The sequence below is a fragment of the Actinoallomurus oryzae genome (assembly GCF_039541955.1).
GTDB lineage: Bacteria > Actinomycetota > Actinomycetes > Streptosporangiales > Streptosporangiaceae > Actinoallomurus > Actinoallomurus oryzae.
The window spans coordinates 181,653-204,928 of the sequence record NZ_BAABHF010000061.1 but is presented as its reverse complement, the minus strand read 5'-3'; the positions used below and the strand labels follow the sequence as shown (position 1 = coordinate 204,928).

22 protein-coding genes are annotated in these 23,276 nt (G+C 71.5%); 7 read left to right on the top strand and 15 right to left on the bottom strand.

All coding sequences use genetic code 11. The features are described from left to right. Positions 1–82: 82 nt before the first annotated feature. Complete coding sequence (locus tag ABEA10_RS47030; protein WP_345475208.1) at positions 83–457, bottom strand: RNA-binding S4 domain-containing protein; 375 nt, start codon at positions 455–457, stop codon at positions 83–85. 55 nt (positions 458–512) lie between these two features. Between ABEA10_RS47030 and ABEA10_RS47025 the strand changes: the two genes are divergently transcribed. After that, positions 513–1,538 carry an aminotransferase class V-fold PLP-dependent enzyme gene (locus ABEA10_RS47025; RefSeq protein ID WP_345475207.1) on the top strand — a complete coding sequence of 342 codons (1,026 nt, stop codon included), beginning with the start codon at positions 513–515 and terminating at the stop codon, positions 1,536–1,538. Between the two features lie 11 nt (positions 1,539–1,549). On the opposite strand, the gene ABEA10_RS47020 is transcribed toward ABEA10_RS47025, so the two are convergent. Continuing rightward, positions 1,550–2,455, bottom strand: a complete 906-nt coding sequence (locus tag ABEA10_RS47020) for a LysR family transcriptional regulator (RefSeq protein ID WP_345475206.1) — start codon at positions 2,453–2,455, stop codon at positions 1,550–1,552. 101 nt (positions 2,456–2,556) lie between these two features. On the opposite strand from ABEA10_RS47020, the gene ABEA10_RS47015 reads away from it, so the two are divergent. The 5 genes from ABEA10_RS47015 (at position 2,557) to ABEA10_RS46995 (ending at position 8,247) form a co-directional block, all read left to right on the top strand. Further along, the gene (locus ABEA10_RS47015) at positions 2,557–4,029 is read left to right on the top strand and encodes an MFS transporter (protein ID WP_345475205.1); all 1,473 of its coding nucleotides are present in this window, start codon (positions 2,557–2,559) and stop codon (positions 4,027–4,029) included. A gap of 156 nt (positions 4,030–4,185) precedes the next feature. Further along, a complete protein-coding gene (locus ABEA10_RS47010; protein ID WP_345475204.1) occupies positions 4,186–4,620 on the top strand; it encodes a T3SS (YopN, CesT) and YbjN peptide-binding chaperone 1 in 435 nt (144 codons plus the stop codon). 162 nt (positions 4,621–4,782) lie between these two features. Then, entirely contained in the window at positions 4,783–5,970 is a 1,188-nt protein-coding gene (locus ABEA10_RS47005; protein WP_345475203.1) for a M23 family metallopeptidase, read from the top strand. Further along, entirely contained in the window at positions 5,957–6,742 is a 786-nt protein-coding gene (locus ABEA10_RS47000) for a hypothetical protein (protein WP_345475202.1), read from the top strand. The genes ABEA10_RS47005 and ABEA10_RS47000 overlap by 14 nt, the downstream gene beginning before the upstream one ends. Then, on the top strand, positions 6,739–8,247 hold the full coding sequence (locus ABEA10_RS46995) for an NADH-ubiquinone oxidoreductase-F iron-sulfur binding region domain-containing protein (RefSeq protein ID WP_345475201.1): 1,509 nt from the start codon (positions 6,739–6,741) through the stop codon (positions 8,245–8,247). The genes ABEA10_RS47000 and ABEA10_RS46995 overlap by 4 nt, the downstream gene beginning before the upstream one ends. 607 nt (positions 8,248–8,854) lie before the next feature. Here ABEA10_RS46995 and ABEA10_RS46990 read toward each other — a convergent pair. The 4 genes from ABEA10_RS46990 to ABEA10_RS46975 all read right to left on the bottom strand — a co-directional run bounded on the left by ABEA10_RS46990 (position 8,855) and on the right by ABEA10_RS46975 (position 12,941). Next, positions 8,855–10,111, bottom strand: a complete 1,257-nt coding sequence (locus tag ABEA10_RS46990; RefSeq protein ID WP_329261415.1) for an MFS transporter — start codon at positions 10,109–10,111, stop codon at positions 8,855–8,857. Positions 10,112–10,160: 49 nt separating this feature from the next. After that, positions 10,161–11,414 (bottom strand): MFS transporter, encoded by a 1,254-nt coding sequence (locus ABEA10_RS46985; RefSeq protein WP_345475200.1) that lies wholly within the window; start codon positions 11,412–11,414, stop codon positions 10,161–10,163. 66 nt (positions 11,415–11,480) lie between these two features. Further along, on the bottom strand, positions 11,481–11,939 hold the full coding sequence (locus ABEA10_RS46980; RefSeq protein WP_329261421.1) for an RpiB/LacA/LacB family sugar-phosphate isomerase: 459 nt from the start codon (positions 11,937–11,939) through the stop codon (positions 11,481–11,483). A 54-nt stretch (positions 11,940–11,993) separates the two neighbouring features. Continuing rightward, the gene (locus ABEA10_RS46975) at positions 11,994–12,941 is read right to left on the bottom strand and encodes a substrate-binding domain-containing protein (protein WP_345475199.1); all 948 of its coding nucleotides are present in this window, start codon (positions 12,939–12,941) and stop codon (positions 11,994–11,996) included. 272 nt (positions 12,942–13,213) lie between these two features. On the opposite strand from ABEA10_RS46975, the gene ABEA10_RS46970 reads away from it, so the two are divergent. Further along, complete coding sequence (locus ABEA10_RS46970) at positions 13,214–13,945, top strand: FadR/GntR family transcriptional regulator (RefSeq protein WP_345475198.1); 732 nt, start codon at positions 13,214–13,216, stop codon at positions 13,943–13,945. Positions 13,946–13,978: 33 nt separating this feature from the next. Here ABEA10_RS46970 and ABEA10_RS46965 read toward each other — a convergent pair whose 3' ends face one another. The 9 genes from ABEA10_RS46965 to ABEA10_RS46925 form a co-directional block, all read right to left on the bottom strand. Further along, positions 13,979–15,565, bottom strand: a complete 1,587-nt coding sequence (locus ABEA10_RS46965) for an ethanolamine ammonia-lyase reactivating factor EutA (RefSeq protein WP_345475197.1) — start codon at positions 15,563–15,565, stop codon at positions 13,979–13,981. Then, on the bottom strand, positions 15,562–16,677 hold the full coding sequence (locus tag ABEA10_RS46960) for a cupin domain-containing protein (RefSeq protein ID WP_345475196.1): 1,116 nt from the start codon (positions 16,675–16,677) through the stop codon (positions 15,562–15,564). The genes ABEA10_RS46965 and ABEA10_RS46960 overlap by 4 nt, the downstream gene beginning before the upstream one ends. A 140-nt stretch (positions 16,678–16,817) precedes the next feature. Continuing rightward, positions 16,818–17,582 (bottom strand): phosphoglyceromutase, encoded by a 765-nt coding sequence (locus ABEA10_RS46955; RefSeq protein WP_345475194.1) that lies wholly within the window; start codon positions 17,580–17,582, stop codon positions 16,818–16,820. 2 nt (positions 17,583–17,584) lie between these two features. Beyond that, positions 17,585–18,589, bottom strand: a complete 1,005-nt coding sequence (locus ABEA10_RS46950) for an ABC transporter substrate-binding protein (RefSeq protein ID WP_345475193.1) — start codon at positions 18,587–18,589, stop codon at positions 17,585–17,587. Further along, on the bottom strand, positions 18,590–19,612 hold the full coding sequence (locus ABEA10_RS46945; protein ID WP_345475191.1) for an amidohydrolase family protein: 1,023 nt from the start codon (positions 19,610–19,612) through the stop codon (positions 18,590–18,592). A 25-nt stretch (positions 19,613–19,637) separates the two neighbouring features. Then, complete coding sequence (locus ABEA10_RS46940) at positions 19,638–20,327, bottom strand: 4-carboxy-4-hydroxy-2-oxoadipate aldolase/oxaloacetate decarboxylase (protein ID WP_345475190.1); 690 nt, start codon at positions 20,325–20,327, stop codon at positions 19,638–19,640. Continuing rightward, entirely contained in the window at positions 20,324–21,439 is a 1,116-nt protein-coding gene (locus tag ABEA10_RS46935; protein ID WP_345475189.1) for a zinc-dependent alcohol dehydrogenase, read from the bottom strand. The genes ABEA10_RS46940 and ABEA10_RS46935 overlap by 4 nt, the downstream gene beginning before the upstream one ends. Before the next feature lie 71 nt (positions 21,440–21,510). Then, positions 21,511–22,359 (bottom strand): alpha/beta fold hydrolase, encoded by an 849-nt coding sequence (locus ABEA10_RS46930; protein ID WP_345475188.1) that lies wholly within the window; start codon positions 22,357–22,359, stop codon positions 21,511–21,513. Between the two features lie 32 nt (positions 22,360–22,391). Then, positions 22,392–23,225 (bottom strand): 3-methyl-2-oxobutanoate hydroxymethyltransferase, encoded by an 834-nt coding sequence (locus ABEA10_RS46925; RefSeq protein ID WP_329261450.1) that lies wholly within the window; start codon positions 23,223–23,225, stop codon positions 22,392–22,394. Positions 23,226–23,276: the final 51 nt, after the last annotated feature.

Here is a 23,276-nt window from a genome sequence, read left to right as displayed (position 1 = left end):
GCCCGCCGGCCTCAACCGACCTCACGCCTTCAGCGGCTTGACATCCATAGGAGCATCCGGTGGCCGGTGCGCCGGACAACGGTCACTGGCCGCGCAGGCGGTCCAGCTCCCGGCGTTCGCGCTTGGTGGGGCGGCCGGCGCCGCGCTCCCGGCGCGCGACCGGCATCAGCATCTCGCGCGGCGGCGGGGGCGGGCTGTTGTCGGTGAGGCACTCCTGCGCGACGGCGGCGCCCACGCGCTTGCTCACGATGCGGCGGACGACCACGACCCGCTCGCGCCCGTCGTGGCGCACCCGCACCTCGTCGCCCGGCCGTACCGGGGACGCCGGCTTGACGCGCTGGTCGTTGACGCGGACGTGCCCGCCCCGGCACGCCGCCGTGGCCATCGACCGCGTCTTCACCAGGCGTACCGACCAGATCCAGACGTCGACCCGCACGGATCCCTCATCCTCGGCCATGTCTCGACGATAGTGGGCGGATCCGGTGCGGGCGGCTCGCGGGCACACTGGAACCGTGGATCTTCGCGATGCGGTACGCCTGTGGGAACCCGAGCCCGGCTGGCTCAACACGGCGAGCTACGGCCTGCCGCCGAGACCGACGGTCGAGGCGGTACGGCGGGCACTGGACGAGTGGCAGCGGGGCACCCGGCCGTGGGCCGGATGGGACCTCGCGACGGGCCGCTCGCGGGCGGCGTTCGCGCGGCTGGTCGGCGCCTCCGCCGACGACGTCGCGGTCGGCGCCACGGTCTCGCAGCTGCTGGCACCCGTCGCCGCGTCCCTGCCGCCCGGCGCGGACGTCGTCGTGCCCGACATCGAGTTCACCTCCAACCTGTTCCCCTGGCTCGTCCAGGACCTGAACGTGCGAACGGTGCCGCCGGACCGGCTGGCCGACGCCATCGACCGGCGTACGGCGGCGGTGGCCTTCAGCGTCGTGCAGTCGGCGACGGGTGAGCTCGCCCCGGTGGAGGACGTCCTGGCCGCCGCCCGGTCCGCGGGCGCGCTGGTCGTCGCGGACGCCACCCAGGCGGTGGGCTGGCTGCCGGTGGACGCGACGCGCTACGACGTGCTCGCCTGCGCGGCGTACAAGTGGCTGATGGCCCCGCGCGGCGCCGCGTTCTGCTACGTCGGGGAGGCGGTACGCGACCGGATCCGGCCGGCCGCCGCCGGCTGGTACGCGGGGGAGGAGCACGCCTACTACGGCCCGCCGCTGCGCCTGGCCGCCTCGGCGCGGCGCTTCGACATCTCGCCCGCGTGGTTCTCCTACGTGGGAGCCGCGCCGTCGCTGGACCTGCTGAACGACATCGGCGTCGAGCCGATCAGGGCGCACAACGTGGCGCTCGCGAACCGTTTCCGCGAGGGCCTCGGCCTGCCTCCGTCGGACAGCGCGATCGTGAGCGTGGACGTGCCCGGAGCGGAGGAGCGCCTGGACGCGGCGGGCATCCGCGCCGCGGTGAGGGACGGCCGTCTGCGCGTGTCCTTCCACCTCTACACCACCGAGGCGGACGTCGACACCGCCCTCGACGCGCTCACCTCGCGCTGACCGCGTACCCGTTACGCCGGATCCCGGACAACGGTTCCGGCGGCGGCGAGCAGGCCGGTCACCAGCGCGCGCCGGGCCGGATGGGGCACGGCGAGCGCGGTGGGCATGAGGATCGGCGGGGCCGGCTCGACGAAGGAGACCGCCGCCGAGTCGGCCCGGATCGCGCTGGAGGGCAGCAGCGCCCAGCAGTGCCCGGCCGCGACGGGCCCGGCGAGGATGTCCTGAGCGTGAGTGAGGGCGGGGCCGGGCCGCGGCGCGAATCCCGCTGCCCGGCAGGCGTTCGTGATCAGGTCGAAGGTTCCGGGGTCCTCCTCGCGCGGGGCGCGAGCGAGGGGCAGGTCGGCCAGGGACACGAGGCCGGCGGCGGTGGCCGCCCGCCGTGCGGGGACGGCGAGCAGCAGCGGCTCGTCCCACAGGTGGTGGACGGCGACTCCGGGGGTGCGCGGCGGGACGGAGACGAACGCCGCGTCCAGGTCTCCGGCGGCGACCGCCGCGAGCTTGTCCGGAACGGACGTGCTGGTCGTCAGCTGGATCATGACGTTCGGGTGGGTGCGCCGGAACGCGGCGAGGATGTCCTCCAGGCGCCTGCCGAGCCCGCGGGCGCCGCCGATGCGGATGATGCCGGCTCCGCCGGCGGCGAGGTCGGCGGCCGCCTTCTCGGCGCGGTCGATGCCGCGGAGCGCGCGACGGGCGTGGGGAAGGAACGCCTCGCCGTCGGCCGTGAGCCTGATCTGCCGGCGTGAACGGTCGAACAGCGTGAGCCCGAGCTCGCGTTCGAGGGCGGCGATCTGCTTGCTGACGGCCGGCTGGACGATGTGCAGCGACTCCGCCGCCCGGCCGAAGTGGCCGATCTCCGCGACGGCGACGAAGTAACGAAGCTGGCGGACCTCCACCGCGTACCCTCCGCTGATTCCCATCGGTGATTGTTCCACGGTGCGTTCGATCGTTGATCGCCGCCCTCCCGCGCGGCTGCACTGGGACCGCACATGAGGTCGGCGAGACACGTGGAGGAAAGCCGGTGCCCCGATCGGAACCGATGCCGGGAGCGGACCCGAACCGATGGCGGGCGTTCGCCGTTTGCCTGATGGCCGGGTTCATGACGCTGCTCGATGTCAGCGTGGTGAACGTCGCACTGCCGTCCGTGCAGGCCGGACTGCGGACGTCGTCGGCGCAGCTGTCCTGGGTGGTGGCCGGCTACACGCTGACGTTCGGGCTGGCCCTGGTGCCCTCGGGCAGGCTCGGCGACGGTTTCGGACGCCGCCGCGTGTTCCTGCTCGGTGTGGCCTCGTTCACCGTGGTCAGCGTCGTGTGCGGGCTGTCCGCGTCCGGCACCGGGCTCGTGTGCGCCCGGCTGGCTCAGGGCGTCGCGGGCGGGTTGCTGACACCTCAGGTGGTCGGGCTGATGCAGCAGTTGTTCGAGGGACGCGAACGCGGCACGGCCGCCGGGCTCTACGGCGCGATGGTCGCGGCGGCCACCGCGGTCGGCCCGCCGGTCGGCGGCCTGCTGATCCAGGCCACCGGCTCGGCGGACGGCTGGCGCTGGGTCTTCTTCGTAAACCTGCCGATCGGCGCGGTGACGCTCGCGCTCGGGATCCGGTTGCTTCCGCACGACCGCGGGCACCACCGGCCGGCCCGGATCGACCCGGTCGGCGTCGTGCTGCTCGGCGCCGGGATCGCCGCGATCATCCTGCCGCTGATCCGCGCCGGGGGAGGGCAGGGGCCGGTGCCGTGGCCGCTGCTCGGGTTCGGCCCCGTGCTGCTGGCGTGTTTCGTCGACTGGGAGCGGAACCACCTCCGCCGGAGGGGCGCGCCGCTGGTCGACCTTCGGCTGCTGCGCCACCGGCCTTACGCGATCGGGTTTCTCACGGGGATGGTCTATTTCGCCGGGTACACCGGACTCGTGTTCGTGCTGTCGCTCTACTTTCAGCGGGGCCTGGGGTACTCCGCGTTCGCCGCGGGCGCGGCGGGAGCGCCGTTCTCGATCGGCTCATCGATCAGCGCCGCGGTCGGCGGTCGCGTGACGTACCGGTTCGGTCGCCTGCTGGTCGCCGCCGGCGCTTTCACCGTGGTGCTCGCGCTGGTGACCGTGGACCTTCTGGTCCACGACCATGGCCGGACGCCGATGTGGGCGGCGCTCGCCGGCCCCTTGTCGATCGCCGGCCTGGGCAGCGGGCTGGTGATCGGACCGAACCTGACGCTCGCCCTTCAGGGAGTGCCCGCGGCCCAGGGCGGTACCGCGGCGGCGGTTTTGCAGACCGGGCAGCGGATCGGATCGGCGTTCGGTCTCGCCGTGGTCGGATGGTCCTTTCTCGGCACGCTCGCCGCCTCCCACGGCGATCACCGCCTTGCCGCGGGCCGGGGTGTGCTCACCTCAGCCGCCCTCGTGGGGGCGGCGCTGCTGGTGGCCGTCGCGGACCTGCTCGGCTCGGCGCGCGGCCGACGGCGCGCGCGGCCTGTCGCCGATAGCGACCGACAAGCAGCTATTAAATAGGAAAAAGGCGGAAAATGTGCGCCGGGATGCTGCGTATGCGTGCTACGTCCAACACAGGATGACGCGTGCGAATTGTGCGGGGACAATAACGCTCTGGCCGCCAGAAATCAGCGACAGGACGGCGAACGCCGGGCGAAGGGCACCAGGGACGTGGTCATGTCTGAGCTCACCGACGCACTGCGCACGCGATGCCTCGACTGGGTGCGGGACCGGTTCGACGGCGTCTACGTCAACCGGCACGGCGCCATCATCGTGCCGTTCGCCAAGACCGTGGTCTTCATCGAGGTCACCGACGTGTTCACCGGAGGCGGGCGGGTGAACGTCCGGGCGCCCGTCCTGGTGGATCTCGGGCTCACCCCTGAGGTGACCCGGCACGTCGCGGTCAACGGCGGCAACTTCCTCTTCGGCGCCCTGAGCTTCTACGCCGAGGGCGACGCCGACACGGCCACCCTGGAGTTCGACTACTCGCTGTTCGGCGAGACCGTGAACGAGGCCGTGCTCGCCGCGGCCGTACGCCTCGTGAACGCCAGCGCCACGAAGATCCAGGATCAGCTGCGTCCCCGGTTCGGCGGCCGCTCGATCCTCGCGTGAGCGGGGCGGACCCGGGAGGCGCGACTCGCGGTTGCGGGCCTCCACCTGCGTATATGTGGCGATTTTCGGCTTTTCTCCCGAGATGACTGCGTTAGTGGGGGTGAACTCTTACACTCCTCGCATCGGTTTTGGATCACTTCAGGTCCCCCAGGAGGTGGTTCGATGCCCAGCCGTCACCGAAAAGTGGCGTCGCCCGGTTCGCCGCGTAGCGGGCGCTTACTGCTCTCGCTGGTCAACCGGGCCGGCGCGGCCGGCACGGCGGTGGTCATCGCCGTCGGCGTGGTGCTGGCCGCCATCGTCGAGGAGAAGGTGCTTCCGGTCGGACCCCGCCACCGCCCGGTCGCCGCTCCCGGCCCCGCGCGCGGTGGCGCGCGCCACACGCCGCCGTCGCGTTCGAAGCAGCGTCACAAGCCGGTCAGCCCGACGGTCCTGCTCGACCGCCAGGTCCAGAAGCTGGCGCTGCACCGGCGCGGCGCTGCCGCGCGCAGCGAGTACGGCGTGCGGACGGTCGCCTCACCCGTCGTGCACCAGAGCCGGTTCGACAAGAAACGCATGTGGGTGCTCGGCACGGAGGCGATACCGCCGCCGGACGACAGCACCGCGATGCCGGAGGCCTCGCTGTTCCTGGCCCACGCCACCGGCAGGACGTGGAAGGCGGCTCTGGCCGGATCGCCGGACTTCGCCGCGATGGTGACCGAGGCCCCCACCTCGATCCTGTCCGCCGGCGAGCGCACCACCCTGCGGAAGTTCGCCGCGGCCGAGAGCACCCCGGACGAGAACGCCGGGGGAGCGCCGCTGATGCTGCCCTGGGCCATCGGCCAGTCGTGGACGCTGGTGCCCACGGACCGCGGCCTGTCCTTCGACGGCGGGGACGGCCGTGTCCTCGCCGCCTCGGCGGGACGGGTCTACCGGCTGTGCTCCTCCTCACCGGACCGCGGCCTGGTGCTGGTGATCGGTGACGACGGCACGGCCACCGAGTACTACCAGCTGGACCGGCTCACCGAGGTCCCCGACGGCGAACGCGTACGGCAGGGCGACTACCTCGGGCACGCCGGCACCGACCAGCCCTGCGGCGGTGGTCAGGCGTCCCGCCCGCTCGTCCGCTTCGGGCTGCGGAGCCCGGACGGCCCGGTGTCGCTGGACGGGTGGCGGATCGGAGGATGGACGGTCCACGACGCTCCCGGTGAGGCGTTCGCCGAACGCGAGGGCGTTCGCGTGCAGGCGGGCAACCCGCTGCTCAACTTCGGCGTCGACGTCTCGCCCAGCCCCAGCCCGTCCAAGCCCAAGACGGCCCCGGACCGCTCGCCGGACCCCGACGCCGTGCCCGGGGGTGTCGATGCCCAGACCTGACGCCGCGCTCGCCGGCGGGCGCCGGCGCGCCCGGCCCGTGGTCGCCACTCTGCTGCTCCTCATCGCCGTCCTCGCCGGGGCGCGTACGGGCCCCGGTGCCTCGGCGGTCCTGTGGGCACAGGACTTCCTGGAGTTCTTCTCCGGCGTCTTCACGCTGGTCGCGCTGACGGCCGCGGTCACGGCCGGCGTGGGCGCGGCGCAGCGCCTCGTGCCGATCCGGTTCCGGATCCTCTTCCAGGCGGCGCACCGCGCGATGGCGGTGCTGGCCGTCGGATTCCTGGTGACGCACATCCTGCTGAAGATCATGGAGTCGCACGCCGGCGTCCTGGAGGCCGTCATCCCGTTCGCCGGCGGAGCAGGCCGCCTCTACGTCGGGCTGGGCACCATCGCCGGTGACCTGCTGGTCCTCGCGCTGGTGACCGGCGTGCTCCGTGGCCGTTTCGTGGCCCGCTCCCGGCCCTGGCTGTGGCGGGCCGTGCACGCCACCGCGTACGTCATGTGGCCGCTGGCGATGATCCACGGGCTCCTGGCCGGCCGTGCGCCGAAGCCCTGGGTGACGTGGAGCTACGTCGTCTGCTTCGCGGTCGTGATGGCCGCGGCGGCGAGCCGGCTGCCGCGCATGGCACGTGACCGGCGCATGCTGGGCGCGCGAGCGCACACGCGGCCCCAGACGGCGGCGCCCCGTACCCGACCGGAGGCCGATGTGCCCGACGAACACTTCTGGGCGTCACTGCGAGCCGAGAAGGGCAGCTGGTCCGGTGGTCGGCGATGACCGAGTTCCGTCACCTCAGCCCCGTACGGCTCGGCGCCGGGCTCGACCGTCTCCAGCGCATCGACCGGTCCGCGCATCGGGCCCTCCACGGCGCCTTCCGCCGCCGTCGGCTGCGCGAGATGATCGATCTGGCCAAGCGGGTCGACCTGCGTGGACGTGGCGGGGCGGCCTTCCCGTTCGCCCGGAAGGTGAGCGCGGTCGTCTCGTCGGCGCGCAGCCGGGACTGCCGGCCCGTCGTCCTGGTCAACGCCACCGAGGGCGAGCCCGCCAGCCACAAGGACAAGTTCCTGCTCGACCGTACGCCGCACCTGGTGCTGGACGGCGCGGTCCTGGCCGCCCAGGCGCTCGGCGCCCGCGAGGTCGTCGTCGCCGTCACCGACCAGGGCCGGCCCGCACGGTCGATGCGCACCGCGATCACCGAGAGCGGCCTCGGGGGTTTCGTGCGCATGGTCCGCCTGCCCGAGCGGTTCGTCACCGGTGAGGGCGGGGCGCTCGTCAACGGCGTCAACGGCAATCCCGCCCTGCCGCCCGGCCGCAAGGTGCGGGCCGCCGACTCCGGCGTGGACGGGCTGCCGACCCTGCTGTCCAACGCCGAGACCTTCGCCCAGCTGGCGCTGCTCTCGCAGCTCGGCGCGGACCTGTACTCCGCGGTCGGCACGGCCGCGGAGCCGGGCACCGTACTGCTGACCGTCTGGGGCGGCGACGGGCGGCCGCGCGTCATCGAGACGCCGGCCGGCGTGCCGCTCGCGCAGATCCTCGACCTGGGCGGTGCGAAGGTCGGCCAGGCCGTCCTGGTCGGCGGGTACCACGGCACCTGGATCACCCCGTCCGCCGCGAACCGCGCGCTCGTGTCGCGCGAGGGCATCGCGCGGGCGGGCGGCGCGCTCGGGGCCGGGATCATCCTGCCGCTCCCCAAAGGGGTCTGCCCGCTCGGCGAGGTCGCCCGCGTCGCCGCCTACCTCGGGGAGGAGTCGGCGCGCCAGTGCGGGCCGTGCCGGCTCGGGGTGCCGGCCATCGCCCGGTCGCTGAACGCCCTGGCGTCCGGCCGGCGCGGCGGCGAGGCGCTGTCGGCCGTACGGCAGGGGACGCAGACCGTGAAGGGCCGGGGAGCCTGCCACCATCCGGACGGCTCCGCCCGGTTCGTCACCTCGGCGCTGACCGCGTTCGCCGCCGACGTCGAGAAGCACCTGGCGGACGGCACCTGCGGCCGTCCCGTACGCGGGCTGCTGCCGATCGGAGAGGAGCCGGTGGTCGCGCAGCCCGAGGAGACCGGCCTGCGGCTCACCGTCGACTGGACGCGCTGCGCGGCCCACGGCCTGTGCGGGCACCTGCTGCCGGAGCTGGTCCGCCTGGACGAGCACGGCTTCCCGGTCATCGACGGCGCGAGCGTGCCCCGCCGGCTGCTGGCCGACGCCCGCCAGGCGGTCGAGATGTGCCCGGCACTCGCCCTGCGCCTCAGCGACGCGACCACCGGCACCCGCCAGACCGCCACGGCGGCCCGCTGACCGCCCGCCCGTACGGCCCCGGTCCGGCCGGAGCCGTACGGGCGCCCCTGGGCCGGTGGCGACATTTCGGCCGTATCAGAAGAGCGCGACACTAGGCTCCGGCCATGAGCGAGAGGAAATGCACGCACTGCGGTGCGACCGGCCTCGAGCCGGGCTTCATTCGTGACGCCGGAGAGGGCTCCCAGGGCTTCGCGCGGTGGGTCGAGGGAGCGCTGCAACGAGGCGTCTTCGGCGGCGCGAAGGTGATGGGCCGCCCGCAGTGGGAGATCGACGTGTACCCTGCCCGCGGTGCCGCCACCTGGAACTGTTCGCCGAGAACCCGGTCTAGAGCGAAAGATCACGGCCGCGGCGTCCGGGCGGCTGCGAGGGGCGCCACGGCCTCGGGGGACAAGACGCCCCTCGCAGTTGGGATCCGCGCGGTCGCGGTCTGGTGACCTCCTGCCACGAACAGGAGGCCACCCTTTTTCGGAGGATTGCCCCGGAAGACACACACGTCTCCGGGGCTCCCACGATGAAGTCTAAAGGTAAGTAAATGCTTCTCTAATGGCTTCCCGAAAGGTCTGAAAGGTCCCTATAGGAAGTTATTATTCGGCGGACAAATAGCCAATTATGGGTTCGTGGTAAAACTCCCGCCGCGCACTGTGCCCGCCATGGCGGCCGCGGCGACCGCCGCGGTCAGCCCCGCGATGACGAAGCCGCTGCGCGCGCCCCACTCCTCGCAGGCCCAGCCCACGAGCGGCCCGCCGATCGGCGTGCTGCCGAGAAAGACGATGCTGTACAGCGCCATCACGCGGCCCCGCATCGGCGGGTCACTCGCGATGACCATGAGCGTCCGTGCGACGGTGTTGAGGACGATGTTGGTCACCCCGATGCCGACGATCGCGAGGAGGGCGAGCACGAACGACGGCATCGCCGCGGCGAGCAGGTTCACGCCGCCGAACGCCAGGCAGGTCAGCAGCAGCCCGCGCAGTGACGATCGGCTCCGTGCCGCGCTGCCCAGCGCGCCGGTCACCGCGCCCAGACCGAGCGCGGCGGTCAGGTACCCGTAACTCTGCGCCCCGCCCCGGTAGGTGTCCTGGGCGAGCAGGGGAAGGACGACGCGGAAGTTCTGCCCGAAGACGCCGACCACGGCGACGAGGAGCAGGCTCACCCGCAGTTCGGCGTGGCCCCACAGGTAGGCCATCCCCTCGCGGATCTGACGCGGGGCCCGGGGTGTCGGCGGGACGCGCTGCAGCGCGCCGACGTCCATGGACGCGAGCGCCACGATCATCGCGACGAACGACAGCGCGTTGATCCAGAACGCTGCCGAGACGCCCAGCCAGGCGATGACGATCCCGGCCAGCGCCGGCCCGACGAGCCGCCCCCCGTTGTGCACGGTGCTGTAGAGCGACTGGGCGTTGATCACCTTCTCGGTCCCGACCATCTCGGCGACGAACGTCTGCCGCGCCGGGCTGTCGAACACCGTGACGACACCGAGGCCGAGCGTCAGCGCGTACACCATCCACAGCGTCACCAGCCCGGTGGCGGTCACCAGGCCCAGCACGGCGGCGAGCACAGCGGACAGGAGCTGGGTGAGCAGCAGCAGCCGGCGCCGGTCGACCCGGTCGATCACCGCGCCGCCCCACGCGCCCAGGAACAGCACCGGGGCGAACTGCAGGGCGCTCGCCGTCCCGAGGGCGACCCCGCTGTGGGTCAGCTGGAGGACGAGCCAGTCCTGGGCGACACGCTGCATCCACGTGCCGCTGACGGAGACGGCGCTGCCGAGGAAGTACGCGCGATAGTTGCGGTCCGTGAGAGAGCTGAAGGTCCGCCTTCTCCAGTCGCTGACCAGGGCCAAAGCTCCTCCGGCGCGTTCCTGTCCCATCGAGTCGTCGATTCGGGCCGATCGCAGGCACGAGTCCTGGGATGAATCGTCAAGGCGATGCCCGTTCTTCCTGTTCGGCGTCATCCGTCTCGCGGTTGATCGAGTACCGTTCGACTCGGCTGCGACGCACGTAATGCAGGCCCGCGTACACGATGGGTGCGATGCTGCCCAGCGAAAGTGCGGCGACCGGACCGACGAAGCCGGCGATCCAGCCGATGTTGACGTCGCCGAGCGCGGGCCCTCCCCGCGACGCCATCTGGTAGATCGCCGAGACCCGTCCACGCATCGTGTCCGGCGTCTCCAGCTGCACGGCCGCCTGGCGGATCGTCGTCGCCGTCGCGTCGAAGACGCCGATCAGCAGGCCGGCGGCGAGGGCGAGCGGAAGCCAGGGAGACTGGGCCAGCGCCAGGGTGGCGACGCCGTAACCCGCCGAGGCGGCCAGCACCACCCTGCCGAGCGCGGTGCTACGCGCCATCACGCGGTACATGGGATAGGTCGCGATCAGCGCGCCGGCGCTCGGAGCCGCGGAGAGCAGGCCGTACCCCGTAGGCCCGGCGTGCAGCACCGTGAGCGTCAGGGCGGGGAGCACCACGCGGTACGCGCCGAAGAGCGTCGCCGACAGGTCCAGGCTCATCATGAGCCAGACCACCGGGCGCCCCTTGACGAAGGCCGCGCCCTGGGCGATGTCCCGCCAGACGGACCGTCGTCGTCCCTCGGGCACGAGCCGGGGAACCCGGATGATCGCGAGCACGACGACGAGCACGGCGTACGTTGCCGCGTCGACGGCGTACATGAGACCGGGGCCGTGCGCCGCGATGAGCAGTCCGGCCAGCGCCGGGCCGAGCAGCACGGCGAGCTCGCGGGACGGATTGAGCAGCGCGAACGCCTGCGGCAGTTCGTCGCGTGGCACCATGGCCGGGATCAGGGCCTGCCGGGCCGGCTGGTCGAAGGTGCCGGCCGCGGTGGTGAGCAGGACGCTCCCGAGCACCTCCGGCGTCGTCGCCTTGCCGGCCTCGGTCAGCACCGCCAAGGCCCCGGCGACGGCCAGGGCGACCAGCTGGGTCGCCTGCAGGAGCCGACGCCGATCGAGGCGGTCGGCGTAGGCGCCGCCGAGCGGGCTCAGCACCAGCAGGGACACCGCCTGCGCCAGACCGACCAGGCCCGTGGTCGTCGTCGATCCGCTGAGCACGTAGACCTGGTAGAGGTTGGCTGCGACGGTCCCTCGCGTGCCGATCTGCGAGAACACCACGCCGAACCAGTAGAGATCGAAGTCGCGATGGCGCAAGGCCGGTGGCGGTCTCATCAGGCGGTGCATCCTCCAGCCCGGGAACGGTCGGTGGGCGATCGGCCGGGGGACCGGCCCGCGGCGTCAGGTCAGAGGCTCGCCACGCTCCAGCGCGGCGATCTGGTCCAGCCGCTTCCGGTGGCGGCCGCCCCTGAACGGAGTGCTGAACCACAGGTCGACGATTCGGTCGGCCTGTTCCGGGCTGAGGACCTTGGCCCCGATCACGATCACATTGGCGTCGTTGTTGGCGCGGGAGATCTCCGTGGTGAACAGGTCGTGGCACAGCCCGGCGCGGATTCCGCGGATCTTGTTGCAGGCGATCACCTCGCCCATCCCGCTGCCGCCCACCACCACCGCGCGGTCGGCATGACCGTCGACGACCCGGCCGCAGGCGTCCGCGCACAGCGGCGGATAGTCCACGATCGCCTCGCCGGTGTCGTACGCGCCGCGGTCGTCGACGTCATGTCCCTGCGTGGTGAGGCGGGCGATCACGCGGGCCTTCAACGTCAGGCCGTTGTGATCCGCCACGATCGCGATGCGCATGCCATGGCCCTCGCTCTCTGTTCGGCTGGTGGATCCGCTTGTGTGGTCGTGCGCTCAGCCGGTCAGGTCCACGGTGCTCTCGGCGAACAGCGACTCCACGGCCGGCCGCCGGTCGAGGATGCGCTGGCTCACGGCGTGCTCGATGAGCTCCTCGATGACGCCGCGGTTCGGCGCTATGCCGTACGGCAGCGGGTCCGCGCCGGTGATGTCCATGACGCGCCGGTACATGATGTCCGCCGGTGTCGGTTCCTCGATCGCGTCACGGCGCAGCCGGTCGACGTAGAGGTTCTTGGCGCGGGAGAAGGCCTCGAACACGTCCGTGGCCAGTTCGGGGTGCGCCGAGAGCAGGTCGTCCCGGACGACCACGAGGTGGTTGATGGGGTAGTGGCCGCGTCGGCGGAGCGCCGCGAAGCCGGCCTCCGCGGCGTCGGGGATCAGGGGCGTGAGGCCCGGAGCGCCGGCGCTGACACCGACCGCGGCCGCCAGCTCCCCGGCGGCGACCAGCTCGGGGAGGCGCCCGGCCGGCCGCATCGGCACGACATTGGCCGGCGGCCGGTACTCGGCGACGTGCTCGTCTCCGGAAAGGACCCAGGTCACCTGGCTCAGGTCGACGCCGTACTCCTCCTGCAGGACGCCGCGCGCCCACACGCCGGTCGTCACGGTGTAGCCGCGGTTGACGCCGACCTGCCGGCCCTCGAGGTCCTTCGGGCTCTGGATGCCGGCCTGCGGAGCGTGGACGATCGCGCCGTGGTGAAATCCGCGCACAAGGAAGATGGGCAGTGCCGTGAACGGCTTGCCGTGGGCCTTGGCGCAGAGGTAGGTCGTCATCGCCATCTCGCAGACGTCGAACTCCAGCCCCCGAACCATCCGGCGGAACGCGTCGACGAGAACCGGGACCTCCTCGAAGACGAACTGGAACCCTCGGGGAGTGACCGCGCCGTCCTTGAGGGCGCGGTTGTTGCCCTGGGTCCGGGTCACCGTCCGTAGCCGTATGTCCGGCATGTACTCTCCCGCTCGCTGGCGGCCGCCCATCCGGATCGGTCCCGAAGTCGGCCCGGCGGCTCAATTCAACATACGATATTATATCAAACCATCATACCATTAACCCAACGGATCGGGTCCTCTGGTCCGGTGCGGTATCGCGGTACGGAACGTATTGGTTAGACCATTCCTGCTAACATGCACGTGCGGGGAGATCTATCGAGACTGGGGAGGACGCCGGTATGCCAGGGAGCGCGTCGGGTGGAGCGCCGGGCGACAGGAGCACGGCGGACTTGTTCAGTCCGGTGAGCGTCGGTCGCATCTCCGAGGTCATCGTGGAGCAGATGCGGCTGCTGATACGTGAGGGAAAGCTCGTCCCCGGCGACCGGCTCCCCAGCGAGCGGAGTCTGTGTGAGCGGTTCGGCGTCAGCCGGGTGACGGTGCGCGAGGCGCTCCGGGTGCTCGAGGCCAGCGGGCTGGTGGAGATCCGCGTCGGGGCCCGGGGAGGCGCCTTCGTCACCAAACCGTCCAGCGAGCGTGTCGGGGAGGGGCTGGCCGAGCTCATGACCCTGGCCCCGATGACCGCCAGTGACGTCACCGAGGCCCGCATGGCCTTCGAGCTCGGCATCCTGCCGCTGGTGGTCGAGCGCGCCACGGAGGAGGACATCGCGGACCTCCGGGCACTCGTCGAGCAGGGCCTGAGTGCGCTGGAGACCGGCTCGTACACCATGGCGATGTCGGCGGCGTTCCACGTAAGGGTCGCCTCCTCCACCCACAACCCGGCGATCGAGATGCTGGTGCAGAGCTTCCACGGCCCGATGCTCATGTCCCTCCAGCAGGCGCAGGTCGCCGCGCCGCTGATGGGTCCCCGGGGAGCGCACGAGCACTCCGAGCTGGTCGAGGCGATCGAGCGGCGGGACACCGAGCGGGCCCGCGCCATCATGTCGCGCCACCTGCAGCGCACCGCCGACCGCCTGGCGGAGAACCCCGCCTCGGGTCTGGCGGATCTGGGCGGCGGCCAGTAGCGCCGGGCGCCCCGCCCACCATGGTCGCCCGCGTCACGCGTCGGTCGGCCGGTCCAGCCGCGGCTCCTCGTGGAAGACCAGCGACTTGATCGTGACCGGCACGGTGTTGGACGGAAACCGGATGCGGCCGATGTCGATGTAGTCGAAGTCCCGCAGGCTGATCCCGTCGATGACCAGCAGCTCGCCGGCGACCTCGAGCTCCTCGCGCAGCAGCCGGCCGAGCGTCATGGCGATGTCTCCGTCGAGCATGACGTAGACGGGCCGGCCCCGCGCGATCCGGTCCGCCAGGCCGTCCCGGATGCCGCGGGCGAAGGCGAGGATCCGCTCGTAGCTCGGCAGGCCGCGCCAGGACAGGGCCAGGGCGACGTCCGCGTCGGTCCGGTCGGCGTCGAGGGCGACGAGGTGGCGGCGGATCGCGGTCGCGACCGCCGCCGCGTCGACCGTCTCCCCGAGCGTGTGGTCCGGACGTACCACCTGCACGTTGCGGCGGGGGAGCAGCGCGTCGGGGTCGGTGATGCAGCCGGTGTTCCCGCTGAGCTGGACGCTGTACTCCGACGCGCCCAGGGCGGTGGCGCGGATGCACTCGCCCGGAGGCAGGAGCGGGAACGGCAGCGTCCCGGAGTCGACCCGGCGGCGCAACGCCTGGCCGAGCGGCCGGCCGAGGTCGCCGAACCGCCTGCTCTCCCGCCCGTACACGTACTCCGCGACCCCGCCGGAGAACATCACCCCGTCGACCGGGCCGGTGTCCGCGAGCGGCTCGGTGAGGTACAGCCGTGCGACGTCGTGGGGGAGCGGGGCGGCGGTGAGCGTGGCGACGAGCGCGTCCGCCATCGTCTCCGCCACCTTCTCGAGCTCCTCCGGCCGGGCGAGGTCGCCGAGATCCCAGGAGTACCCGGCGCGTGCGGCGTGCCGCTGCCCGGCCGGGTCCAGACGCACGATGCGGTCGTGCTCGTCGACGACCAGGAGCCGGCCGCCGACGTGGACCGCGGCGGTCGCCGTGACCCGGCCGCCGTCCAGCACCGCGAGCTTGGTCGTCCCGCCCCCGATGTCGATGTTCAGGATGCGCCGGCCGGTGTCGTGCGAGGCCTTCGCCGCACCCGAGCCGTACGCGGCGAGCATCGCCTCCATGTTGTGGCCCGCGGTCGCGTTGACCAGTTCGCCCCCACGCTCGGCCAGCACGGTCGCGATGGCCTCGGCGTTTCGGCGGCGCAGGGCCTCGCCGGTGAGGATCACGACCCCGGTGTCGACGTCGGCGGCGTGGACGTCCGCCTCCTCGTAGGCGCGGTCGATGATCGACCCGAGTGCCTCCGCGTCGATGTGCTCGGCGCTCGCGTAGGGGGTGAGCGCGACCGGTGAGCGGTACGTCGTCTCCCGGCGGATGACGATGTAGCGGGTCGTCAGACTCTCGCCGATCCGCCGCAGGTGCAGGCGGGAGAAGACGACCTGCGTGCCGGACGACCCGATGTCGATGCCCACGCTGTGCAGCGTGACGTTGTCCTGCTGCCAGATCGGGTTCTCCTCGATCGGGCTCAGCGCCTCGTCGTCGTGGGCGTGGTCGTGGTCCGGGACGTACGCCGAGTAGACCGTGGTGTTCTCGTGACCGTGGGTGTGGTCGTTCACGGCTTGGGCGGCAGCGTCTCGAGCTCGGCCGAGTACGCCTCTTCCATCCTCGGCTCGATGCCGATCTTGGCCAGGGCCTCACGGAAGGTCTCACGCACGTACGGCGACTCGTCGGCGTAGTCGATCTGGTCGCCGCCGATGCGCTGGCTGATCCATGCCTTCGGCACGCCCTGCGCGTTGCGGATCGAGACCACCTCGTGCTTGAAGGCGAGATATCGGGCGGGGTCGGGACCGGTGTTGAAGTGCTGGTGGAACCACATGTTCGGCGGGACGATCAGGCTGCCGGGGCCCCACTCGTAGCGCCGCGGCTCCTCTCCCTCCGGCCACATCAGGCTGTAGCCCGTACCCGTGAGGATGATGACGTGGGCGCCCGGGCCGTGGCGGTGTCCCTTCTTGTACGTCGCGATCGGGAACTGGGAGATGTGGCTGTTCATCGACCCCTTGGCCATCGCGAAGCGGATGTGACCGCCGCCCGCGCCGCGTTCCTTGGCCTCGACCAGCGGCAGGTTGACCGCGTCGGCGACGAAGTTCGTGTCCAGGAGCAGGCCCTTCTGCTCTCCCTTCGGGGAGAAGTAGTCCGGCTCGCCGTCGAAGCGGTTCGGGAAGTCGCGGGAGGTGTTGAAGACGAAGTCGGCGTCGTCGTAGAGGTTGATGACCGGAGGCAGGTTGGTCGAGGAGACGAAACGCGCGGCCTTCCGCCCCGAACCGTTGAAGTGCTGGTGGTGGGTGTTGAGCGGGATGGCGAAGATCGAACCGGCCTGCCACTCGAACGTGACCTCGGCGCCGGCGTCGTTCCACACCTTCGTCGACCCCTGCCCGTCGAGGACGAGGATCATCTCCTCGAAGAGTTGCCGCTGCGGCGCCAGCTCGCCGCCCGCCGGGATCTCGCACACGTAGCAGTCGTTCGACGTGCGGGTGGCCTCGTGGTTGATGAACACGCCCCGCCCGCCGCGCCGCGCCCAGGGCTTGAGCTCTACCGTGCGCAGATCCGGGACGTAGTGGGCGGCGATGATGTCCAGCCCCTCGGCGGCGACCCAGCGGGTGTAAGGGGATTCCTTCTCGGTCACGAACTTCGCCGCGAAATCGTCTTTGACGAGTGCGTCGCCGGCCATGCATCAGCCCTTCCTCATGGGCCGGACGTGACGTCTCGAGCCGGGTCGGCCGGCGAGGTCACGGTCCGGGGTCGTACCAGGCGGTGCGATTGGTAGGACCATAAGTCCAATCGTCCGCGAATGTCAATACGCCCGGGTCGCTATGCGCGCTCGTCCTTCCGCTCCTTGCCCTGGTCGGCCACCGCCTGGGCGGCCACCGCGGCGGCCTCCGGATCGAGATAGCGCCCGCCGCGCTCGACCGGCGCCAGGTCCTCGTCGAGGTCGTAGCGCAGGGGAATGCCGGTGGGGATGTTCAGCGCCAGGACCTCTTCCGGGCTCAGGCGGTCCAGGTGCGCGACCAGTGCGCGCAGCGAGTTGCTGTGCGCCACGACCAGCACCGTCCGCCCGGCGCGCAGGTCGGGCACGATGACGTCGTACCAGTAGGGCAGCAGGCGGGCGATGACGTCGGCGAGGGACTCGGTGCGCGGCAGGAGGCCGCGGGGGAGCCCGGCGTATCGCGGGTCACCGGTGACCTGCCACTCGTCGTCGGGCCCGATCGGCGGTGGCGCCGCGTCGTACGACCGGCGCCAGAGCCGGAACTGCTCCGCGCCGTACTCCTGGACGATCGTCGTCTTCTCCCTGCCCTGCAGCGCGCCGTAGTGGCGTTCGTTGAGCCGCCAGTGCCGTCGGGAGGGGACCCAGGACCGGCCGACCGCGTCGAGGACGATGTTGCCGGTGCGTGCCGCACGCGTGAGCAGGGAGGTGTGCACGACGGTCGGCGGCAGCCCGGCCTCGCGCAGCATCCGCCCGGCGCACCGTGCCTGCTCCTCACCGAAGGGCGTGAGGTCGACGTCGACCCACCCGGTGAACAGGTTCTTGGAGTTCCACTCGCTCTCGCCGTGGCGGAGCAGAAGCAGCCTCGTCACGGTCAGATGACCGCCGACTCTGTCGACTCGGGCGCGAACAGCTCCTCGGGTGTCCACCGCCGCGTGGACAGCCCCTGCTCGTGGTGGTAGCGCAGGAAGGTGGCCAGCGTCGCGTGGTTTCCGTCCAGCCCGTAGGACCAGAAGTCCTTCCCCATGAGGGCTCGCGCCTCCTCGAGCTGCGGGATCAGCCAGGGGAGCGCGAACCGTAGCGCCGAGGTGTCGTAGAGGTCGGCGTACGCCTCGTCCTTCGCCGCCAGCAGGGCCTTGTAGAGCGACTGGGCGACCCAGCGGTGACGGTCGTAGACGTCGCGCCGGATCACCACCACGTGCATGATCGGGAAGATTCCCGTCGCCGCGTAGTACTCCTTCTCGCTGGCGACGACGTCGGGGAACACCCGCCGCACGCGCGGGTCGCCGGCGACGAACGGGCTCGGCACGCGCGGGGTGCACAGGGCGTCGATCTCGCCGGTGGCCAGCATGGCGGACAGCGTCCTGCCCTCCGGAACACGGCTGATCCGCAGCGAGTCCGGCAGGTCGACGCTCGCCTTCTCGATGCGGCCGGCCGTCTCCTGCCCGCCCGTGACGTAGCTGACCGAGTCGAACGGGACGCCGTGCCGGTCGCCGAGGATGCCGCGCATCCACACGCAGGCGGTGAGCTGGTACTCCGGTGTGCCGACCACCTTGCCCCGCAGGTCTTCCGGCGAAGCGATGCCGGCATCGGCGTTGCAGTAGAGCGACCCGTGCCGGAACATGCGGGAGGTGAAGACGGGCAGGGCCACGAACGGCGAGGCGCCGACGTCACCGGGACGCAGCGAGAGGACGTAGGAGGACAGCGACATCTCCGCCACCTCGAACTCCTGATGCCGCATCATGCGGAAGAACGTCTCCTCGACGGGCAGCCGCAGATAGGTCAGGTCGATGCCGTCGGGGCGGATCGTCTCCTCGGCGAGGGCCCGCGTCCGGTCGTAGTCACCGCAGGCGAAGGTGAGGTGCAGCCTGGCCATCATCTACCTGCCTTCCGAAGTCAGCCGTGCGTGCAGACGGGGGTAGACGCGCCGGGCGTTGGTCTCGAAGATCTTGTGCCGTTCCTCGTCGGTGAGGCCGGCGTTGTCGATGTAACGCTTGGTGTCGTCCCAGGCGATCCCGGTCTCGGGATCGACGCCGCGGACGGCGCCCAGCATCTCGGAGGCGAACAGGACGTTGTCCGGACCGATGACCTGGTGCAGCAGGTCGATGCCGGGCTGGTGGTAGACGCAGGTGTCGAAGAAGACGTTCTTCATGACGTGGTCCGACGGGTCCGGCCGTCCCATCCGGACGGCGAGGCCTCGGTAGCGCCCCCAGTGATAGGGCACCGCGCCGCCGCCGTGCGGGATGACGAACCGCAGCGTGGGGAAGCGCTCGAACAGGTCCCCCTGGACGAGCTGCATGAACACCGAGGTGTCGGCGTTGAGATAGTGCGCGCCGAGGGTGTGGAAGGCCGGATTGCAGGACGCCGAGACATGGATCATCGCCGGGACGTCCAGCTCCGCCATCGTCTCGTACAGGGGAAACCAGTACGGGTCGGTGAGCGGCGGAGAGGTCCAGTGCCCGCCGGACGGGTCGGGGTTGAGGTTGCAGCCCACGAAGCCGAGGTCCTCCACGCATCTGCGGAGCTCGGCCGTCGCGTCGTCGAGCGCCCCGCCGGGCGTCTGCGGGAGCTGGCAGACGCCGGCGAAGTGCCGTGGGAACAGGCCGACCACCCGATGGACGAGGTCGTTGCTCACCCTCGCCCAGACGCGCGCGGTCTCCGCGTCGGCCACGTGGTGCTCCATCCCGGAGGCCCGCGGGGAGAAGAGCATCAGGTCGCCGCCCCGCTCGCCCAGCACCTTCAGCTGGTTGTTCTCGACGCTCTCGCGGATGGCGTCGTCGCCGATGGCGGGCGGTGCCGGCGTGGGCAGGGAGGGGTCCGCGAGCCGGGCGAGCTGCGCGTCGCGGAACGCCTGCTGCCGTGGCGGGGTCGTGGTGTAGTGCCCGTGGCAGTCGATGATCAACGTGGTCCTCGTTCCTGGCGGCGGTTCACTCGTCCGGCGCGCGGTCGACGTACGTCAGGCCCTTGCTCGCGAGGCGTTCGCGCATGGAGTTGACGTCGAGGCCGAGTTCGCCGCGCGCGTAGCGCTCGCGGAGCGCCGCCTCCCTGTCCTCCCGGGCCCGTGACGCCTCGAGCACCTCGCCCGCGCGGCGGCGGGGGACGACCACGACCCCGTCGTCGTCCGCGACGACCACGTCTCCCGGCTCGACCCGCTGCCCGGCGCAGACCAGGCCGATGTTGACGTCTCCAAGGGTCTCCTTCACCGTCCCGAACGCGCAGATGTGCCGCGCCCACACGGGGAAGCCCATGCGTTGGAGCTCCGCGACGTCGCGGCAGCCGGCGTCGATGACCAGCCCTCGGACCCCGCGTGCGGCGACCGAGGTGGCGAGGAGCTCGCCGAAGTAACCGGCCTCCGAGGGGGACGTGGGCGCGACCACGAGGACGTCACCCTCCCGGCACTGTTCCACCGCGACGTGGATCATCCAGTTGTCTCCGGGCGGCACGCTCACCGTCACCGCGGTGCCCGCGATGTGCGCGCCGGAGTAGATGGGGCGCAGGGCGGGCGCGAGCAGGCCGGTCCGTCCCTGGGCCTCGTGGATGGTGGCCACGCCGAACCGGCCGAGGCCGTCGACCGTCGCCCGGTCCGTACGCCGCGGGTCGCGGACGACGACGCTCATGCCCGCGCCCAGGGCAGCAGGGAGACGTGGATGACGTCCGCGGCGCCCTCACCGCCGACGGTCCGGATGGCGCGGTCGGCGTCTTCCAGGCCGAAGGAGTGAGTGCTCAGCTTCTCCAGCGGGAACCGCCCGGAGGCGAGCTGCTCGAGGGCGAGCTCGCAGGCGCGGTAGCCGTGGCCCCGCGCGCTCTTGAGGGCGATGGACTTCTCGGTGAGCTTCTTGAGGGGGAAGTCGGGGAAGGCGGCCAGCTCGCCCTGGACGACCATGGTGCCCTCACGGCGTTTGAGCGCGTCGATGCCGAGCAGGACCGGGGCGGTGCCGGCGCCGGCCGTGCAGTCCAGCACGACGTCGACGCCCCGGCCGCCGGTGATCTCCAGTACCCGCTGGAGGGGGTCTTCCCGCGTGATGTCGATGACGTGGTCGGCGCCGAGCTCCCCGGCGAGAGCGAGCCGTGCGGCGTCCCGCGTCGTCCCGGTGACGATGATGAGGGAGGCGCCTGCCTGCTTGCAGGCGACGACCTGGGAGAGCCCCTGCTGTCCGGGGCCCTGGATGAGGACCGTCGAAGCGTAACCGACGCCCGCGGTGACCAGGGCCCACTCGATGCCGTTCGACAGCGGCGTCACCAGGCCCGCCAGCTCGGCCGAGACATCGTCGGGAACGCGATGCGTCACCGAGTTCCAGGGCAGGTAGAGGTACTGAGAGAAGCCGCCCCAGAGGCGGAAGGGGTTGTCCGCGGAGGTGTAGCCGTAGCGCCGGGCGTCGGGATTGGTGCGCCAGTCGGTCGCCTCGCAGTGGCGGTACTCACCCCGGTGGCACCATTCGCAGCGGAAGCAGCCGACGTAGTGCTCGACGAAGACGCGATCGCCCTCCACCAGCCCTTTGCGTTCGGAGAAGGTCCGCCCCGCCTTCGCGATGACGCCGACGTTCTCGTGGCCCATGATCACCGGGTCGGTGAACGGCGGTTTGGCGTACATCTTGACGTCCGTGCCGCAGATCCCGGCGACCTCGACCTTGAGCAGGGCACCGTCATCGGGGATGTCCGGCATCGGAAACTCGCGTAGTTCGGTCCTGCCCGGACCGGTCCTGACCGCGGCCAGCACCTGCTCCGCCATGCCGTCTCTCCTTGTCTTCACGCCTGTCAGGGCACGTTACCCCGTGGACTGATGGACTGACCAAGACGTCTCTAGACGCCGTTCAGGAACCGCAGCACCCGGGCGGGCGCCGTCGACTCGGTCTGCTCGGCCACCGGGACGTCCCAGTACTCCGAGCGGGGGAGGCACTCCTGGAGGTAGCGGGCGGCCGAGGGCGCGTGCGAGTCGTCCTGGCCGGGGACCACGAGCGCGGGGACGTCGAGCGTCAGCAGGTCCTCGGGCTCCGGTCCGGGAACGGTGTCGCGGTCGAACATCGACCGCGCCATGCCGCTGACCAGCACGCGGTAGCGATCCGCGTCCGTCCGCGCGTACCTCTCGGCGAACTCCGGATCGCCGCGGAGCACGGGTGCCCAGGGGCCCACCCGAGGGTCCGCGGAGAAACCCTTGTCCGTGCTCTTCGCGAGCTCCACCACCTGCTCGAGGCCGTGCTCGTCCGCGTAGGCCAGGTGGCGGGTGAACCGGGCATGCTGTTTCATGCGGTACTTCACCCCGCCCGCGGGGGAGTACAGCACCATGCTCAGAACCCGCTCCGGCCGGGCCACCGCCATGGCCGCGACGGTCGAGCAGCCCACACAGCCGCCCATGAGATGCGCCTGTGCGATGCGCAGATGGTCGAGCAGCCCCACACCCTGCGCGACGTAGTCGGCCCAGGAAATGCGTTCCAGCCGGCCACCGGACCGGCCCGACTCCCGCCGGTCGAAGGTGATGCAGGTGTACTTCTCGCCGAGGTGGTCGAGCAGGCGCAGGCGCCGGTAGACGCCCACCGTCCGCCAGCCCTCCAGGGTCGAGTCGAAGCCTCCGGGAGAGAACAGCAGCAGCGGCGGCCCGGAGCCGGCCATCTCATAGCGGGTGGAGATTCCGTCGACGACGGCGGTGGGCATGAGCGTGGCTCCTGGTGGAGGTGGGCGGGAGGTCAGGGCGCGGGTGGGACGGGAATGCCGCCGGCGATCTGACGTGCGGCGCGTACGTCCTCGGCGTAGGCCGTGATCGCGGTGAGTGTCGTCTGGGCGACGTTCGCGTACGTGTCCGGAGGGTCGTCGATGGCCGACGCGGCATAGCCGATGGCGGCGTGCGCCATGCGCATCCGGCCGTCGAGCCACGGGCCGCCGCCGAAGCCGCCGACGACCGGAACGGAGACGGCCCGGGCGACGGCGGCGCCCACGACCGGCCCGGAGTTGGTGAAGTTGAGCAGCACCGCGCCCGCGTCCTCCAGCCTCTTGGCCTCGGCGACGAGCGCGTCCTTCATCTCCACCGGCACCTGGTCGGCGCTGGACGGGATCGCGTTGTACTCGACTCCGTACCGCAGTGCGGTCTGCGGCGTGATCCCGAACTGCGCGAACACCGGGATGCCCGCTCGCGTGATCGCCGTGACGGAGTCGAGGAAGTCCGAGGCCGCGTCCAGCTTGACCATGTCGACGCCGGCCTCCTTGACGAACCGGATGGCGGCGCGCACGGCGCTGTCCGTGCCCTCCTGGAGCGGACCGAACGGGAAGTCGGCACTGAGCAGGGCCCGCCCGACACCTCGGCGCACCGCCCGCGTGACCAGGATCATCTCCTCCATCGTGACCTCGAAGGGGTTGGCGTGCCCCCACAGGTTCACGCCCACCGTGTCGCCGACCGAGACGATGTCCACGCCGGCCCGATCGACGATGCGGGCGATCTGGTAGTCCCACGCCACCACCCCGACGATCTTGCGGCCGTCCTCTTTCATCCGCTGCAGGGCACGCAGGCTGATCTTTTCGGACATCGCGCTGCCGGTTTCCTCCATCGTCGTGTCCCGGGCGTTCGCTCGCCCCGG

Excerpts from the sequence above, each read along its gene's own strand:
- ABEA10_RS47030 (WP_345475208.1), bottom strand. The coding sequence starts at position 457 with ATGGCCGAGGATGAGGGATCCGTGCGGGTCGACGTCTGGATCTGGTCG.
- ABEA10_RS47020 (WP_345475206.1), bottom strand. The coding sequence starts at position 2,455 with ATGGGAATCAGCGGAGGGTACGCGGTGGAGGTCCGCCAGCTTCGTTAC.
- ABEA10_RS47010 (WP_345475204.1), top strand. The coding sequence starts at position 4,186 with ATGTCTGAGCTCACCGACGCACTGCGCACGCGATGCCTCGACTGGGTG.
- ABEA10_RS47005 (WP_345475203.1), top strand. The coding sequence starts at position 4,783 with ATGCCCAGCCGTCACCGAAAAGTGGCGTCGCCCGGTTCGCCGCGTAGC.
- ABEA10_RS47000 (WP_345475202.1), top strand. The coding sequence starts at position 5,957 with ATGCCCAGACCTGACGCCGCGCTCGCCGGCGGGCGCCGGCGCGCCCGG.
- ABEA10_RS46995 (WP_345475201.1), top strand. The coding sequence starts at position 6,739 with ATGACCGAGTTCCGTCACCTCAGCCCCGTACGGCTCGGCGCCGGGCTC.
- ABEA10_RS46990 (WP_329261415.1), bottom strand. The coding sequence starts at position 10,111 with ATGGGACAGGAACGCGCCGGAGGAGCTTTGGCCCTGGTCAGCGACTGG.
- ABEA10_RS46985 (WP_345475200.1), bottom strand. The coding sequence starts at position 11,414 with ATGAGACCGCCACCGGCCTTGCGCCATCGCGACTTCGATCTCTACTGG.
- ABEA10_RS46980 (WP_329261421.1), bottom strand. The coding sequence starts at position 11,939 with ATGCGCATCGCGATCGTGGCGGATCACAACGGCCTGACGTTGAAGGCC.
- ABEA10_RS46975 (WP_345475199.1), bottom strand. The coding sequence starts at position 12,941 with ATGCCGGACATACGGCTACGGACGGTGACCCGGACCCAGGGCAACAAC.
- ABEA10_RS46960 (WP_345475196.1), bottom strand. The coding sequence starts at position 16,677 with ATGGCCGGCGACGCACTCGTCAAAGACGATTTCGCGGCGAAGTTCGTG.
- ABEA10_RS46950 (WP_345475193.1), bottom strand. The coding sequence starts at position 18,589 with ATGATGGCCAGGCTGCACCTCACCTTCGCCTGCGGTGACTACGACCGG.
- ABEA10_RS46940 (WP_345475190.1), bottom strand. The coding sequence starts at position 20,327 with ATGAGCGTCGTCGTCCGCGACCCGCGGCGTACGGACCGGGCGACGGTC.
- ABEA10_RS46935 (WP_345475189.1), bottom strand. The coding sequence starts at position 21,439 with ATGGCGGAGCAGGTGCTGGCCGCGGTCAGGACCGGTCCGGGCAGGACC.
- ABEA10_RS46930 (WP_345475188.1), bottom strand. The coding sequence starts at position 22,359 with ATGCCCACCGCCGTCGTCGACGGAATCTCCACCCGCTATGAGATGGCC.
- ABEA10_RS46925 (WP_329261450.1), bottom strand. The coding sequence starts at position 23,225 with ATGTCCGAAAAGATCAGCCTGCGTGCCCTGCAGCGGATGAAAGAGGAC.